At 37.3% G+C, this 17,012-nt stretch carries 11 protein-coding genes, 1 tRNA gene and 1 pseudogene; all 13 read right to left on the bottom strand.

The window, feature by feature from the left end; genetic code table 11:
- Positions 1–685 precede the first annotated feature (685 nt).
- The 13 genes and pseudogenes from A2536_10620 to A2536_10560 all read right to left on the bottom strand — a co-directional run bounded on the left by A2536_10620 (position 686) and on the right by A2536_10560 (position 16,829).
- Positions 686–2,026 carry a hypothetical protein gene (locus tag A2536_10620; protein ID OGF45409.1) on the bottom strand — a complete coding sequence of 447 codons (1,341 nt, stop codon included), beginning with the start codon at positions 2,024–2,026 and terminating at the stop codon, positions 686–688.
- Between the two features lie 669 nt (positions 2,027–2,695).
- Positions 2,696–3,713, bottom strand: a pseudogene (locus tag A2536_10615) (hypothetical protein).
- Between the two features lie 6 nt (positions 3,714–3,719).
- Complete coding sequence (locus A2536_10610; protein OGF45408.1) at positions 3,720–4,319, bottom strand: hypothetical protein; 600 nt, start codon at positions 4,317–4,319, stop codon at positions 3,720–3,722.
- A gap of 83 nt (positions 4,320–4,402) precedes the next feature.
- Positions 4,403–5,038 carry a hypothetical protein gene (locus A2536_10605; protein ID OGF45407.1) on the bottom strand — a complete coding sequence of 212 codons (636 nt, stop codon included), beginning with the start codon at positions 5,036–5,038 and terminating at the stop codon, positions 4,403–4,405.
- 174 nt (positions 5,039–5,212) lie between these two features.
- Positions 5,213–5,298: transfer RNA gene (locus tag A2536_10600), tRNA-Ser, on the bottom strand.
- Positions 5,299–5,455: 157 nt separating this feature from the next.
- Entirely contained in the window at positions 5,456–6,100 is a 645-nt protein-coding gene (locus A2536_10595; protein OGF45406.1) for a hypothetical protein, read from the bottom strand.
- A gap of 134 nt (positions 6,101–6,234) precedes the next feature.
- Positions 6,235–8,997, bottom strand: coding sequence for a hypothetical protein (locus A2536_10590; protein OGF45405.1), 2,763 nt, complete (start codon positions 8,995–8,997; stop codon positions 6,235–6,237).
- Between the two features lie 53 nt (positions 8,998–9,050).
- A complete protein-coding gene (locus A2536_10585; protein ID OGF45404.1) occupies positions 9,051–10,481 on the bottom strand; it encodes a hypothetical protein in 1,431 nt (476 codons plus the stop codon).
- A gap of 175 nt (positions 10,482–10,656) precedes the next feature.
- The gene (locus A2536_10580) at positions 10,657–11,820 is read right to left on the bottom strand and encodes a hypothetical protein (protein ID OGF45403.1); all 1,164 of its coding nucleotides are present in this window, start codon (positions 11,818–11,820) and stop codon (positions 10,657–10,659) included.
- A complete protein-coding gene (locus A2536_10575; GenBank protein ID OGF45402.1) occupies positions 11,817–12,686 on the bottom strand; it encodes a hypothetical protein in 870 nt (289 codons plus the stop codon). The genes A2536_10580 and A2536_10575 overlap by 4 nt, the downstream gene beginning before the upstream one ends.
- A 9-nt stretch (positions 12,687–12,695) precedes the next feature.
- On the bottom strand, positions 12,696–13,376 hold the full coding sequence (locus tag A2536_10570; GenBank protein ID OGF45401.1) for a hypothetical protein: 681 nt from the start codon (positions 13,374–13,376) through the stop codon (positions 12,696–12,698).
- 256 nt (positions 13,377–13,632) lie between these two features.
- A complete protein-coding gene (locus A2536_10565; protein ID OGF45400.1) occupies positions 13,633–16,452 on the bottom strand; it encodes an excinuclease ABC subunit A in 2,820 nt (939 codons plus the stop codon).
- A 29-nt stretch (positions 16,453–16,481) separates the two neighbouring features.
- A complete protein-coding gene (locus A2536_10560) occupies positions 16,482–16,829 on the bottom strand; it encodes an aspartate 1-decarboxylase (protein OGF45399.1) in 348 nt (115 codons plus the stop codon).
- Between the last annotated feature and the right edge of the window lie 183 nt (positions 16,830–17,012).

The following is a 17,012-nucleotide window of genomic DNA, read 5'->3' as shown; positions in this document are numbered from 1 at the left end:
TTTGCTTAAACAGGTAATAATCGTTTTTCTCAGGGTATATACAGGTTTTTATAGGGCTATTTATTATAGTTGCGGAATCGCTGAATGGCAATGATGGTAATGATTAGATCAAAAATAAAGCTTGATTCCTCTCTTTCTTTCTCTTATTTGAGAAGCTTTTTCTGACAATATCTTGATAGAATTTTTCTACAGGTTAATTCTTAAAAATACCTTTTTTGCTCTTTTTTCAGCCGGATTGTTTAAGTCTGCCGTCTTACGTCTCTTTTTCTATTTCCAACATACTCTTTATCCTTACTTTATTTAACTTTTTAGCTTCTTGATAAATCTCGATGTATAATATTGGTGTCCTAACAAAGTGCGAATTGGTTGCAATCGGGTGTTTCATAATTTCTGATAATTTTAAGATTCATATTGATGTGACCGATCCAAATCTGGCACGTATAATTTGGCGGACGAGACTGCGAACGATCCGCACCGCCCAAATAGTCAAGGTTTCCATTGTGATTCCAGCGTACGAATTTATACCATTATATGCAAAGCTCTCAAGGAAAGCAAACGAATTGCATACCTTGGGCATGGATACTACCGCTATATCAAGATCTTTAAAGGTATGTCAACGGACCGTACGCCGAGCTCTTAAATACAAAAAACAAAGCAAACATTAATCAAATATCTTAAATCCATTCTACCACCACAGCCACCAAGGGAGCATATAAATCGGTTTTTCGGCAATCTTTATGACGGCAAAATCACCTTTATAAATAAATAAGCCGTAGGGCGGTTCTTTAAACTTTTCAAAGAACGCTCTGTAGTTTTTTGTCTTTTCTTTCGGGAAACTGCTCCCAGAATATATTTCCACAGGGATTTTTACTCCTTGCTTTGTTTCAAGTACAAAATCAATCTCCCTTTCTTCGTAATCCCTCCAGAAGTATTTTTCTCCCGGGGTACTTCTGTTTTCATTCTCGGCCTCAAAGGATTTAAGGAGCAGGTTCTCAAAAAGAAACCCCGCAACGGCTCTTATATGCTCCGGCTCGCTTCTTTTTGCGAGAGAATTAGCCACTCCAATATCATAGAAATAATATTTAGTATTTTTTACGAATTTCTTCCTGTCGCTGCCCAGCAGAGGAGGCAGAGCGTTAAGCACAAATGTGTCCTTAAGAATGGAAATGTATTTTTTTACGGTGTTCAAAGCTATACCCAGATCTTTTGAAAGTGAAGTTAAGTTGAAGGTCGAACCTACTTCATAGGAGATTGTTTTTAAAAGATTTGTATAATCTTCCAGACTGCCGACTTCTCCCAGCGCGCGGATATCTTTTTCAAGGTAGGTGTTTACCAGACTACGGAGTTTTACTGCTTTTTCTTCTTTATCAGTAGAAGTATAGATCCCCGGCAATGTACCCTCGATCATAATCCTGTCAAGCAGTCCTGATAGACGTGCTTTTTCCGCATAAAGCAGAGCCTGTCTTTCCCTGAGGATACTCTCCATATTCTTTTCCGATAAAGATAGCCATAACGGCTCAGGTAGATTTTTCCCAGTTTCTTCTGCAATAAGCTCCCGCAGACTAAGAGGGAACATTTTAACAAAATTTATTCTTCCGGCAAGACTTTCCACAGAGTTCTTTTTCAACTGCAAAGATGAAGAGCCAGAGACAATTATCTTAATAGTTTTAGGATAGGAATCATAGACTATCTTGAGCCAATTAAATATTTCCGGTGACTTTTGCACTTCATCAATAACAATAAGAACTCTTCTTTTTTCATTCTTGAGTTCCCTTCCTAAAGCATTAGATATTTCCCTCTCCAAATACCTGAAATCCTTGTCAATACCCGCCCGAATAACTGCATCATCCATAGAAAAATAGAAATCGGTACCGTGTTCCGCAAGTCCAAGCTCCTCTGCTTTATCTTTGATTCTATTCAATAAAGTAGTTTTTCCCACCTGTCTGGGACCAATAAGAGCTAATATTAGGTTAGTTTTAAGCCGTAAAATGCATGTATTTTCTATCTCCCTGCCTATAAATAACATATATTCTCCTAATTACCATCAAGACCATGATAGATATTACTATACAAAGTATAATTTGTCAAGTATGTATTAAAAATAGAAAACTTCAGTCAGTAATACACATTCCCTAAAGCTACAGATTCCTGAACGACTCGAAGAAGCCTTGTTTTTTAACTTCTAATATATTAGACACTTGTCTATTATATTATATACATCGGCTTGCATTCATGGATAAGCAAAGTGCGAATTGTTCGCAGTCGGGGTGTTTCATGATTTCTGAAAACATTCCGATTCAGTTTGATGAGACCAATCCAAATACTGGTACGTCAAATTTGGCGGATCCGCCACTTTGATTCAAAGTGGCGAGATCTCGCCAAAAATTGCTTGCAATTTTTGGCGGACGAGACTGCGAACGACCCGAACCGCCTCAATAGCTAAGGTTTCTATTGTGATTCCATCGTACAAATTTACACCATTATATGCAAAGCTCTCAAGAAAAGCAAAAGAATTGCATGCCTTGGGCATGGATACTAAAGCTATTTCCGGTGCTTTAAAAATATGTCAACGAACTGTGCGCCGAGCCCTTAAATACAAAGAACAGAGTCACCATTAATCAAATATCCTAAATCCATTCTACCACCACAACCACCAGAATAAGCGGGAGTTGTCCCTACTTTGCAAAACCCTAATTCATACGGCAATACTGTTAATCTCTTTCTCTACACCCCTCAATTTTTCTATAATCCGGTCGAACGCGGGCGGTTCTTCAAAAAACATCTGCTGCATCTGACGATAATCGTTTTTAAGCGTGTTCATTTGATCTTCACGCGGTAATAATCGAGGAGGCCGCTTCCTCGTAATGCGCTTTATTATCTCTAAAGAATAATGTTTTATGGTCAGCAACATCTTTGAGCAATGAAATATGTTTCAGGGCTTTCTTATATATCGGAGAATCTGTCATTGCATATATATCATAATAATGACGCGACATTCGAGGAGGCACATTCTTTTCAAGCGGACGATGATAGATCATATGCAGAATTGTTGCCTTCTCCCAAAAGGTTCTCTCTGCGGCTAAAACCCGGACGGAAACCCCTTTGACCACACGTTCTCCTGGAACATTTACGATATATGGGACGACTGCTGCAGTCTCAACCGGCCAGTGATCCGCACGGGCGCCAAATTCGATCTTAACGAATGATTTCACATAGCTTTCCACCGTGCTAATCATAGCATGCGGGAAAGTAAATAGAACCGTTTGGCCATCCGGGTCTTTCTCATCCAAAACAATATTCCATTCTTTCTTATCAGGTAGTGCCGCCGCAATTGCTTGTTTTAAGCCGGGGACAATAACATCATTAATTTTCGTCCTGCATACAGCTTGCAATTCTTTAAGTCTTTTCTGATTTTCTTTATTGCTCTTATCTTTACCCGGCTCAATTGCTTTGGCACCGGATAAGAACGATCTCTCTATGGAAATATCAATGTCTTCCGAAAATCGTTTTATGACGTTGTAGCATTTTGAAAGAGATGTTCCTCCCTTAAAGGTCAAATGTGTTCCGACCTCCGGTAATGAAAAAAGAACTTTCAAAATCCAACAGACCCAAAAGTCCTTCTCAATGAATTGAGGCATTATGTTTAAATTGGCCGCGGCCACTTCGAAATAAGCACGTTTATCTTTTACGTCAAGTGAAACAAATTTATCCATGGGCAATTATCCCTGTAGTTTCTTAAATATTGATCTGACCCACTCCGGTGCATACCGAAAGTCTCGCATAAGCCGGCGTTTATCATCTGTACTTAATCGTTTTTTAAGAACGCTTACCGTTTTGTCATCCACATAATCCTTCCCCAGATATTTTAATGCCTGAATAACCAAACCGCTTATCTTTCCGGCAGTTGCCATATTTTTAGGAGTTGTTCTTTTCAAGATGATTTGCTGTTTATTTATTTGTACTGTTCTATTGTCACCATCAGTCAGAAAAATAATCTTTGCAGGCACCTGATCCGTCAAGCCAAGAAGGTTTGCGGCATAGGCTCCGGATGATTGTATTCTCAAATTATCCCGACCCGCTAATGCTTGCGCAATACGCTCATAATTCGCCGGAAGATCGCCCAAAGCGAGGTGCTTATCCGGGTAATCATATAAACCACGCACTAACCGGCGTATTTTCCCCGCATCAGCTAATCTCTCCAAATTTTTTGCCACAGTTGTACGGCTTCCAAGGTCAAGAAAATGAGATGCAGTGAATACCCATCCGCGCCTTCTGCTGTATATCCTTCTAACTATGCTGTTCTCAATAGTTTGCGTCATTTTTACTGCCTCCGTCTTGTCGTGAATATCATATGTTTTTCACGACAAATAGTCAAGCAATTATTACAGGAGTTTCCCCATTTTCATATTATATTTCCGGTCCAGTAAGACTCATTCCCCGCGACAGCCGGATTTTTGTTAAATTTTTCCAGGCTCTTATTAATTTTTGAGGTGTTTAGCGAAAACATGTCAAATTTGTCTCCGAGCCATACTGACATTTCTTCAAATTCTTCATGCTCCGGGTCGGACAAAATATCAAGCATTCTATAATAACCGTCAATACCGCCGCAATCATCCGGCGGACAAGCATATTCTCCACCGGTGCAAACTGAAGTCTTTTTCCCGGCCGGAACAATAAGCTGCTCTGAAATCAATATTTCATGCATCCAGCAGTCACCGAAATCATATTCAAATTCAATTTTCTCCTTATTGTCAACCAAATCCTTCAGAGTATATTTGCTTTCTTCAAGTGTTTCACAAACGTCTTCATTATCCATGCAATCATCTTCGCTTGTATCAAGATATTCATTTTGACCCTGTCTGAAAGAATGAAGATGCGAATTTGACCAACCCATTGCGGTCAAAATACAAACGGCAACTTTATCAAGTGTATAATCCGCAGGTACCAGCAGACTCCGCCATATTGCAGGAGTGGAGCCCTTTAAAGACACGACCATTCTATATAATATTGACGTCTTGCTGTCTTTACTTTTTATCATAAGTACTCCTATCATTTTAATGCAGTCTGGTTGATTCCTCCATTTAGAATAACTCCTTGGAAACTTTGATTCCCAAATAAAGTTCGGATTGGTAGCAGTCGGGGTGTTTCATGATTTCTAAAAATATTCCGATTCAAATCGATGGGACCAATCCAAATACTAGTACGTCAAATTTGGCGGAGGGTGCAGGACTCGAACCTGCATGTCCTTTCGGACGACGGATTTCAAGTCCGTTGCCTTACCAATTAGACTAACCCTCCTGAAAAGCATACTCTAAGCTAAATTCGAAATTCTAAACCAGAGACCAGAAACAATAACCAATTTAATAAGTTATTATAACACAATGATATTTTTAGTTGAAGCAATATTTAAATATAAAAGGTCGGAAAATAATAATCCGACCTTTTATATTTTTAACTAAAACTTGATATAAGCTTGTACATTAATGCCAAGAATAGAGTGATACCCTACCAAGACTGACAAAAATTTAGTCAGGTCTGCGCCCGCGCCAAACTGCATTGCTATATTTTTTTTAACAAACGAACCTTGATCAGTATTGTTAACAATGGTATCAATAGTTTGAAAATATAAGCCTCCGCCGCTCCTGATAAATAACGTATCCGAGTAATAAAAATCCGCAAACAAATCAAATCCAAAAGAGATTGTATCTATCTGTGTCAAATTAGCAACAGTATTCCCGTTAGATTTATTATTATAATCTGATAAATTGTTATACCAGACAAAACTACGATCTTCAACTAATGATGTGCTTATTCTCCCAAAATCAATTCCCAGCGAAATATTGTCATTAATTCTTTTTGACATACCAACAATATACCCGTAAGATCCTGAAAAATATTCAGCTCCACCCCCTATTCCGAATTCTGAAGCAGCTTCTGTATTTTCTATTTCGAGACCTGCCACAACTGCAATATTGTTAACCGAAGTAACTGCTTTACTGCCTGTTCCGACATCTAAAACAACTGTGGGACTACTTACTCCTGCATCCGCAGCAACTACTACATTGCAAAAAACAATACACAAAACGAGCAATTTTTTCATACAAAACCTCCCAAATCCTGAATTTCTCAATATAAAACTATCAACCTTTTAATTATTATACCCCAAAAGATGTTTTAGTCAAGAGAAATAAAAATAACATAAAAGCAATACAATTAAATGGAAATATTATATATTTACATACTTCGGTACAAACCTAACTTTTCAATATCAGCAATTTTTTGCATTATTTTTGTTTTATTATTTTTCAACATCTTCTTGCCTTTTGTGCAAAATTTGCAATCTTTTTTATCACACAACAATACATCTAAATTGCCTTTTTTTATTTCATTTACAGTCGTATTGACAACATCTCTGGCGCTTATAAGGATTACTTCCGCATTTCCCAGTTTACCTTTTTTGATTATTCCTTCCTTCTCAAATACTTTCTGAATCTTTGAATCCTTTTTATAGAAGTCCCTGCATCCTGAAGGACATTTTGTTATCTTAACTAATTTATCTCTTCCGTCGGCATTTTCAATGACAGCTTTTTCAGTAGTCAAATAAGGCAAATCCAACCAATCTTCAACGGCATGTAAAGTAGTATTACAGCCAATTCCTGTACCAATAAACAAAATCTTCGGATTCAAGTAAACGTACTTACCGTAAGGACTATCCACGGAAAAAGTGCTTTTATTATGTCCCTTCATTAATTCTTCCGCGCCTGCTCCAACTGCTCCCAATGAATGTGTCGGATGTTCGCTTCTGAAAGAATCATCTCTTTTCAGCAAAGCATTTGTAATCTCACCAACGCGTGACGGTGTTTTTTTAGGGTTAAAAGCATAAAGTCCTTCAAGATCTGTAGAGGTTAAGGTCGGAACAATGACCAGACCTTTCGAAGAAACACTCTCTATTAAGGCATTCATAACCGTATCAGCTCCGCCTTCAACTGTTCCGATACTTCCCAGCGAAGAGTGAACAAGAATAACATCTTCTTTGTTAATTCGCATATTTCTCAGATCTTTGACTAATTTTTCTTTTGTTATCCGGTTATTATTAATAAGTTTTATATATTTATACTTTGCTGCAATCTTATGCCATCTCAAATATTCTTCGGGTTTAAAATTATATTTAAGTTTCAACAAATTATATATTTCAAGTATCGTCTTTTTGCCGTCTATCCAATTAAATACTTCTATAGCCGGAACTTCGTGAAGAAGAGCTTCTAACCGTATAATTTTCTTTTTTTCCTGTTCTGAAATAATCCGTTTAAAAGGCAGGCCAAGGAAGTTTTTTACCGGAATATGTTTATTCATTGCAGCCAATATATGTTTATTTGCAACGGATTTTCCATTTAACGGAAGTTTTTTAATAATATTTTCATAGCTGCTATTAAAAGCATCTCTAAGATCAAAAGAATACTTCTGAATGTATTGTCTTAAGCTATGCTTATTCCAGACGTTGCCTGATGCAAAACAGATTAAATCATGAAGCCCGCGTTCCTCAATATCAATCAAATAATCAATTTTTTTAATCTCTTTTTTTAAGTCACCTGAAGTAGAACATACATTCTTTAACGCCTTTAGAATTCTTTTTTTTGCGCCTGTCACTATTATTTTATCTCCCAACCAGCAGGCCTCTTTAAAACCTGCACCGGCAAGAAAATACAGATATGTTCCGGTAATAACCCCGGTTCTTTTCAATGACACGAAGGACACTTTATCAGGAGTATCTTTATTGGAATGATAGAACCTATTTTTTTCATGCATTAAATACGGAGTAGGTATATTTATACAAGGTTCTGAAATAAAAGAATCATTATCGAAAATCTCATAAAGATCTTCCTTCCAAAAACATGGCTTCCATTTGGAGGTTTCTTTAATTAACCGAAACAAGAAGTCATTTACAAAAGACGGGTTTGAAGGCAAGGATTTTCCTACACTTATAAACGCTCCGGCTGTACCCCCATTTTCTCCCGCCATATTAATATTTAAACCTGCAATAATTTTTGAAGCTTTTCCCTTCTTTGCTTGAACAAATGACAATAATCCAAATACTTCATAAGAAAGAATGAATCTGATGCTTCTTCTTGGACGCAATAATTTCCCTTTTTCAATAAGAGTAATTAAGGTTCTGGCTGTTTCCAGAGTAACACCACACCCGAAAGCATTATCAATCGCGCCTATCTCATAAAGCCGGGATACCACCAAGACTTCCTCTTCCTTATTTCTCGTCCCCGGAATAATACCGGTAACGGTTCCGATTGTACCTTTATATAGTCTTGCTTTAACAAAGGCTCTTGTCCTAATTTTATTATTCTTCAATAATTGTCTAAGTTTATTCCCTTCCGCAGAAGAGATAACGAAAGCGAATCCTTTGTATTTATTCTGCGGAACAAAGCAGTTGTTTTCCCAATATACTGCATCTGTTTTTTTCATACTCCTGCCGGCTCCCCAGGACTCAAGACTTATGTCCAGGACAAGACCTGCTGCCTTATTTCTCATAACATAATCCGCTACTTGACCGCCTTTCTTCGAAGATAATACTATTTTCCCTCTCATATCTGACGGCCGTTTTATACTATCAAGATCTACTATTTCAGTTTCAAGTATCCCTTTTGTAGACGCACTGTACATTGCAATTGAAACCGGATTCAACTTATAATCGGCTATTACTTTTACTGCTCCATTTGGCAATATTATTTCCAATTTAGCATCATGAACATCCCAGGCTTGAGGGGGAGTTGCTATGCCCAGCTTTGAAACACCATCAGCTTTATGTTTGATAATCTCAATATCAGATAAACCAATTTCTTTCATCTTACTGCAACACCATTTGGCAGTCTCATTAAACGCCTTGTAATCAGCACGCATACCGGAATCATAAATATTTGTTAAATTTTGTTTTGCTAATTCACCTGAGAATTCACAAAATACTTTCTTGTAAATCTTTTTATACATAAGTTACCTCTATTAGTGATCTCTATCTGTTTTTATATTATAGTTTTGTCTCACTATTGCTTTTCAGTTGTTTTAAATACCCCATAAGCCTTGAGAAGATCTTCTGCTTTTCTGACAACATCATCCTGTTCAACCGCCTCTTTCTCCCCTGCTTCTTCTCCCTCGACAGCTTTTACTACTTCAATTTTTAATTGTTTTTTTATTATATCTCTATTACTGCTTACATCAGCATCAGAAAGAACAAAACCTTTTGCTCTAACTTCCCGAGCAAACTCATCAACTATTTTATCTTCTATAACGAGCTTTTTGAGGTCCAGCTTAGGAGCATCTTTTGCATATTTCTTTGCATAATTCGTAAAATGATCATAATATTTGAGTTTGTATACAAAATCCGGAGGAAAATAATCCTCTTCAATAATATCCGGTTCAATACCTTTTTCATGAATCTTAATTCCCGCCGGTGTGTAATAATAAGCTGTTGTAAGTCTTAGTCCAGATCCGTCATTTAAAGAAAATATAGATTGCACCGAACCTTTACCAAATGTTTTAGTTCCCATAATCACAGCTCTTTTATTATCTTTCATAGCCCCTGTAACAATTTCGGAAGCTGAAGCACTTCCTTTGTTTACAAGTATAATCAGAGGAACGCTTTCCGCATATTGACTTCCTGCTTTTGACACATATTTTTTGTTATTATTCTTATCACGTCCCATTGTATATACTATTAATTTATCTGCGGACAGAAACCTATCACATATACTTGCTGATATATTTAAAAGACCTCCGGGATTATTACGAAGGTCAAATATTATCCCTTTAGCCTTCTTTTTTTCCATCTCATTTATAGCTTTAGCAATATCATCTTCTGAGGTTTCAATAAACTGGCTAAGGCGAACATATCCTATATTATCATCATTTATGTAATACTTTACACTCTCAATTTTAATACTATCTCTGATTATTTCCACGTCTTCACTTTTATCCGCAGTTTCATGTAATATCGTAAGAATAACAGGGGTACCTTTCTGTCCACGTATTTTTTTTACGGCATCATTCACCGTCATATTCTTTGTAATAATACCGTCAACCTTAAGAATTCTATCCCCTGCCCTTAGACCCTTCTTCCAGGCAGGACTTTTATCAATAGGAGAAACTACTGTCAACATCTCATTTCTAACCGTAATCTCCACTCCGATGCCGCTAAAGCTTCCGGAAGTTTCTGAACGCATCTCTTTATATTCTTCCGGTTCCATGAACTGGCTATACGGATCTAAAGTAGAAAGCATGCCTTTAATAGCTCCGTAAAGCAACTTATCCCCCTTTATCTTCTCTTCATCAACATAGGTTTTATTTATGTAATCAAGAGATTCCATAACTTCAGGTAGTTTTTTATAAGAATTCTCAACAACTTCCCTGTCATTAGCCGCATATAAACTTAAGGCAAAAACCATGCATACAAATGTCTTCATTTTTACTTCCCTCATATAGCCCCCTTAGAATCAAATTCAAAATCAGAAATCAAAACTATTTTATTGTCTTCCTTCCTCAGCCCTCTTTTGTTTGCCGCACCTTCCGCCCAGGCGGATTTCGCAAAGAATTATGGACTTATATTTAAAGCTTTGCTCAACTGCCTTCCGACCTCAGACTTCCGTCTTTCGGTTACTTCTTCAGCCATTTTAACGGGTCTTCCGGTTTTCCTTCACTTCTTACTTCAAAATACAAAATAGGTTTCTCCGAAGCACCACTTTCTCCTATTTTACCTAAAACCTGTTTTGCTGAAATCTTCTGACCTATATTAACAAAAATCTCGGAAAAATGCCCGTAAACAATGATTACATTATTCCCGCAATCTATCAGTATTGTTTTCCCATAGCCTTTAAACCAATCCGCGAATAAAACGACCCCTGAAAACACAGCTTTTACTTCCTGATCAGGATTAACTTCGATTTCTATGCCATTATTATTAACATAAGCATTAAATTTCGGATGTTTATACTTTCCAAACCCGGAAATCAATTCACCTTTTACCGGATACGGCAGTTTGCCTTTATTATTTAAAATATTTCCCGTCATATCTGAAACATCAACTTTCAGCTCATACTTTGTCTTTTTTACAATTTCATTTGCCAGCTCTTCAAGCTTTGATGATTGTGTCTTCAATTCATTTACCGCTTGTTCATAGAGAACCTTTTCCGTTAAAATATCTTTTAAAAGATTTTTCTTGCGCTCCTTCTCTGCCTCTATTTCAAGTTCTTTCCCTGCAGCCTCTTTTTTGTGTTTTTCATAATTTTCATACCTTGTTTCAAGATTTCTGCGGGTAGTATTATAAGAATTCTTCTGATTCAAGTACTTATTTCTAAGATCAATATCTTTTTTTGCCAGAATAATAAGGTAATTATATTTTTTAATAAAATCCTTTAAACTTACAGCCGACATTAAAAGCTTCAGATTTTTGTATTTTCCTTCTCTGTAAACCTGAAGTACTCTGATTTTTAAACTATCTTCGAGCTTTATCATTTCAGCATTTGAATATCCGAGTTGATTTTTTAATGCATTTATATTTGTTTCAATTTCAACCAGTTTACTATTATACAATTTCAAAGACTTCTTTTTTTCATCAATTTTCTGATCAAATCTTTGAATCTGAAACAGCAAATTCTTTTCTTCTTCATAAAGCTTATACTGTCTGTTAATCTTCTCTTTAATTTCGGCATTTATCTTTTCAATTTTCTTTCTATTCTCTTCTGATTTCTTATCTTCAGCAAAACAATTACATATCAGAAAAGCAGTAATAATTAAGAGTAATTTAGACAGTGTCTTCATTTTTCTGTATAGGTTTTTATCCGGAAAAGAAGCGAGCTTATGAAACCCATTGCTATTCCGGAAAAAATAACTATTATTATAATTAAAGGATTAACTGAAAGCCATTTCCCTGACCAGAGTATATTTAGCTTCTCAAAGGCAATACGATCTGCGCTGAGGAGAAGTAAAGAGGCTAAAACACCGCCTGCGGCTCCTTCAATCATCGATTCAACCATAAATATTGATTTAATACCAAAAAGTGAAACCCCTGAAGATTTCATTTTTTTAATGTCCTCTTTTCGTGCAAATACACTTATTCTAAGAGTACTTGATACAATGAATATCGATCCAAGTACAAGGATTATAGAGAGCCAACTCACTATTTTTCTAATTATCTCTGCAAAACTATAGAATCTTTCTATTTCTTCTCTTTGATAGTATACATCTGTAACTTTTTCAATAGTTTTAAAAGAGTCTGCAAGTTCTTTGAGTTTTAACGGGTCTTTTTTAAACTCTTTTTTTATTAAAACTCTGACTGAATCAGGAAGCGGATTTATCTTAAAACTATCAAGATACGTCTTAAAATCCTCATTTTGCGCAAACTCCTTTAGCGCTTCATCTCTGGAAACAAATACAACATTATCTACTCCTTTGCTAAGCTTAATCTTCATAACTATTTCATCCGCGGCTTCTTTTTTTGTTCCTTCTCTCAAATAAACGGAAATCTCAACGCTGTTTCTGATTTCATTTAAGAAATTATCCAAGTTATACATTAACATGGCGAAGATACCCAACACCAAAAGATTAAACGCTAAAATTAATATTGTTGTAATAGTTATAAACTTATATTTTTTCAGCGAAAGCACAGATTCTTTTACTACATTCATTCTTTTTCCTTAGGTTATCCAGGACTTTAACTCCTGAAAGTTGGTAATAGTAATATGTTTCTGATCAATGGTAATACTATCAGCTTTTCTAAAATCATTAATGATTGATGTAACAACCTCTCGAGCTGTCCCTATCATCTCCGCTAATTCCTGATGAGTTAATTTTAAACTGATTCTGACACCTTCCGGAGTTTTCTCGCCATGTTTTTTTGACAAATCAATAAGTGCACTGGCAACACGACCCGGAAGATTTCGAAAGGTAAGGTCTTCTATTTGTTTATCCGCAGATCTAAGCCGTGAAGAAAGCGCTTGCATAAGTCTTAATGCAATAATCGGATTATTAAGTATTTCTCTTTGAAAATCACTGCGGTTCAAGATGAGCACAATAGATTCTTCTAAAACCGATGCAGAAGCTGACCTTTTTTGTTCATCCAGCATTGCCATTTCTCCAAAAAAGTCACCCTCTTTTAGATAGGCCAAAGTTTTAATTCTTCCGGTTTGATCAGATTTGTATATTTTAACGAGTCCGGACACAACAATATAGAGACTGTTGCCCTCTTCATTCTCAAAAAACAAGTAGGAACCTTTAGGATATTTCCTTTCTATTATATTTTTGGAGATATTGCTTAGATCTTTCAAAGCCACATTAGTAAATAAGGGAACCTGTTTTAAAAACTCTTTTCTGTTCATTCGTAACCTCCGGTTACAGATGCGCAGAGGCTCGGATGCGCGGAGGCTCAGAAGCTAAAAGATTTAACGCTTTTGAGCTTATCTGCACAAAGGCCTGCAACTAAACATCTGAATTTAGTTTATATTATAAAGCATTTATTCTTCTACCTACAGCCCAACCGGATCTCGCAAAGAATTAAGGTTTTAAATTTAAGACTCTACCCAAATCTACTCCTTTATTCTTGCCGCGCCTCCGAGCATCTGCGCGTCTGCGCATCTAGTTAAGTATTTTTTTTAAAAAATAGCCTGTATACGACGATTTTGACTTAACAATGTCTTCCGGTGAACCGGTCGCAACCAATTCACCGCCTTTATCTCCGCCTTCAGGCCCAAGGTCAATGATATAATCCGCCGTTTTTATTACATCGAGATTGTGTTCTATCACTATTACAGTATTACCCATATCCCGGAGTCTGAATAATACTTCGAGCAGTTTTTTTATATCATCAAAATGAAGCCCTGTAGTCGGTTCATCAAGTATATAAATTGTTTTTCCTGTTGCTCTTTTCGAAAGTTCCGCCGAGAGCTTGATCCTTTGAGCCTCTCCGCCTGAAAGAGTAGTCGCAGATTGACCTAACTTAATATATCCTAACCCAACATCGTTTAAGGTTTCAAGGACTTTTTTTACTTTAGGGATATTTTCAAAAAACTTGAGAGCATCTTCAACCGTCAGCTCCAAAACATCTGATATAGTCTTGCCTTTGTACATTACTTCCAGTGTTTCCCTGTTATATCTTTTGCTTTTACAAACCTCACACGGGACATAAACATCAGGAAGAAAATGCATTTCTATCTTGATTATCCCGTCACCCTCGCAAGCCTCGCATCTGCCGCCCTTTACATTAAAAGAAAACCTGCCCGGTTGATACCCTCTGGACTTGGATTCAATTGTGGACGCAAAAAGATCTCTAATTAAAGTAAATACACCGGTATAAGTGGCAGGATTAGAACGGGGAGTCCGGCCTATAGGGGTCTGGTCAATATTAATTACCCGGTCCACAAATTCAATACCGCTGAATTTTTTATATCCGCCGGGTTTTACACTGGTCAAGAATATTTCATGTATCAAAGACGGGTACAGAGTCTCTTCGATCAAAGAACTTTTACCCGAGCCCGAAACTCCGGTTATGCAGGTCATACAGCCTGCAGGGAACTTTACGTCTATGTTCTTAAGATTGTTGGTAGTTACACCTTTTAATTCTATATACTTTTCCGGGGATATATTCCTGTGTTTTGGTACTTCGATCTTCATATCACCGCGCAAATAACTCCCGGTTATTGAATTCTTGTTCTTAATAACCTCTTCCGGTTTGCCGGCAGCAACAATATACCCGCCGTTTTCCCCGGCACCCGGTCCGAGATCCACCAAATAATCAGCTTCTCTCATGGTATCTTCATCATGTTCTACAACGATCACGGTATTTCCGAGATCTCTCAATTTTTTTAAAGTTTGAAGCAGCTTCGCATTATCTTTCTGATGCAGGCCGATTGAGGGCTCATCCAAGATATATAAAACACCTACTAAAGAAGAACCGATCTGTGTTGCCAGATGGATTCTTTGCGCTTCGCCTCCGGACAAAGTGGAAGCCGCACGGTCAAGAGTAAGGTACGACAATCCGACATCGAAAAGGAACTTTAACCGGCCGGTCACCTCTTTAAATATCTGTTCCGCTATCTTCTTTTCTTTATCAGTCAGCTTCAACTCTTTAAAATACTCAGCACAAGTGCTTATGCTGAGCCTGGTGAGTTCGTTAATATTTTTTCCGCCTAACCTGATGCTTAATATCTCCGGTTTTAGCCTGGCCCCGTTACATGCAGGACATTCTATCGTGCGCATATACTGGCCTATTACATCGTTACGGATAAATTCTGAATCTGTTTCCAGGTATCTGCGTTTTAAATTCGGAATAACCCCTTCATATTTGCCGGTATAAGCGTGGGACATGTTGACCGAGCTAAAGTTAAATTTAATATGATATTCTCCCGAACCGTACAAAATAATATCTTTATGCTCTTTCTTAAGCTTGCAAAACGGAATGTCTGTCCTAATCCCAAAATGCTTGGCGACAGAGTGCAGCATAGATTTATAATACATCGCCGTAGGACTGCTCCAGGGTGCAATGGCCCCCGCATCCAGGCTAATGGTTTCATCAGGTATGATAAGTTCTGCGTCTATTTCCAGTTTATGGCCCAGCCCGCTGCATTCGGTACAAGCTCCGAAAGGACTGTTAAAAGAGAACATCCTGGGAGCCAGATCAGACATGCTGACCCCGCATTCGACACAGGCGAACTTTTCTGAAAAAAGTATCTCTTCTTTATCGCTTTTCAGGATAATAACCGTACCGTCACCGGACTTTAAGGCTGTTTCAACCGAATTAGCAAGACGTTTTTTAATATCAGCGCCGATCACCAGCCGGTCTATTACAACTTCTATACTGTGTTTTTTTGTTTTTTCCAGATTGATTTTTTCTTCCAGGTCATAGATCTTACCGTCAACCCTGACCCTTACATAGCCGTCTTTCTTTATCTGCTCGAATAGTTTTGCGTACTCGCCCTTACGGCTCCGCACCATAGGGGATAATATCTGGATCTTAACGCCTGCGCCGAAATCCAGGATCTGATCTATTATTTGCTGGCTATTTTGCCGCTCTATTTTTTTACCGCATTTATGACAATAGGGAATGCCTATTCTTGCAAAAAGCAGACGGAAATAATCATATATTTCCGTAACCGTCCCGACGGTAGACCTGGGATTATGACTTGGCTTCTTCTGTTCAATGGCAATAGCCGGGGACAGTCCTTCAATGGAATCCACATCAGGTTTTTCCATTTGACCGAGGAACTGACGGGCATACGCCGACAAAGATTCAATGTAACGCCTTTGCCCTTCCGCGTATATTGTATCAAAAGCAAGAGAGGATTTTCCGGAACCGGAAAGTCCTGTAATGACTATGAGTTTGTTACGGGGTAATTCCAGGGAGATATTTTTAAGGTTATGTTCCCTCGCGCCTTTTATTATTAATTTATCTTTATTCATTCAGGTTTGCTTAGATATCCTAAACAAAGTTATCCTTTTACTTGATTATTTTTATTATCAACAAATATTATTCTTGGTTTAAGTTTTTTGGCTTCCGCATTTGAGAACAAACCGTAAGAAATAATGATAATAATATCACCTATCTGCGCAAGTCTTGCCGCTGCGCCGTTTAAACACATTTCACCTTTCTTTCCTTTTATTGCATACGTCTCCAGCCGCCCGCCGCTCGAAATATTTAAGACTTGAACACGCTCAAAAGGCAGGATATCCGCTGATTTCATCAGCTTTTCATCTATTGTTATGCTTCCGCGGTAGTTAATATTCGCATCAGTAACAGTAGCACGGTGAATTTTGGATTTACACATATATCTGAGCATTTAATCCTCCAAAAACATACATAATACAAGTAATTACAAGGTATTATAGCATATTTTTACAGGATTTTTCAATTGACGTTTCATTTCATCAGCGATTCCGCAACAAGCAAATTAAGCCATAACTTTTGCACTGAAAAATCAAGGATTTTATTCTTTTGTGACCCGTGTTAATAATTATACGGG

It is taken from the genome of Candidatus Firestonebacteria bacterium RIFOXYD2_FULL_39_29 (assembly GCA_001778375.1).
Lineage (GTDB): Bacteria > Oederibacteriota > D2-FULL-39-29 > D2-FULL-39-29 > D2-FULL-39-29 > D2-FULL-39-29.
Note: the sequence above shows the minus strand (reverse complement) of the source record. Positions and strands in the feature narration are given on the sequence as shown.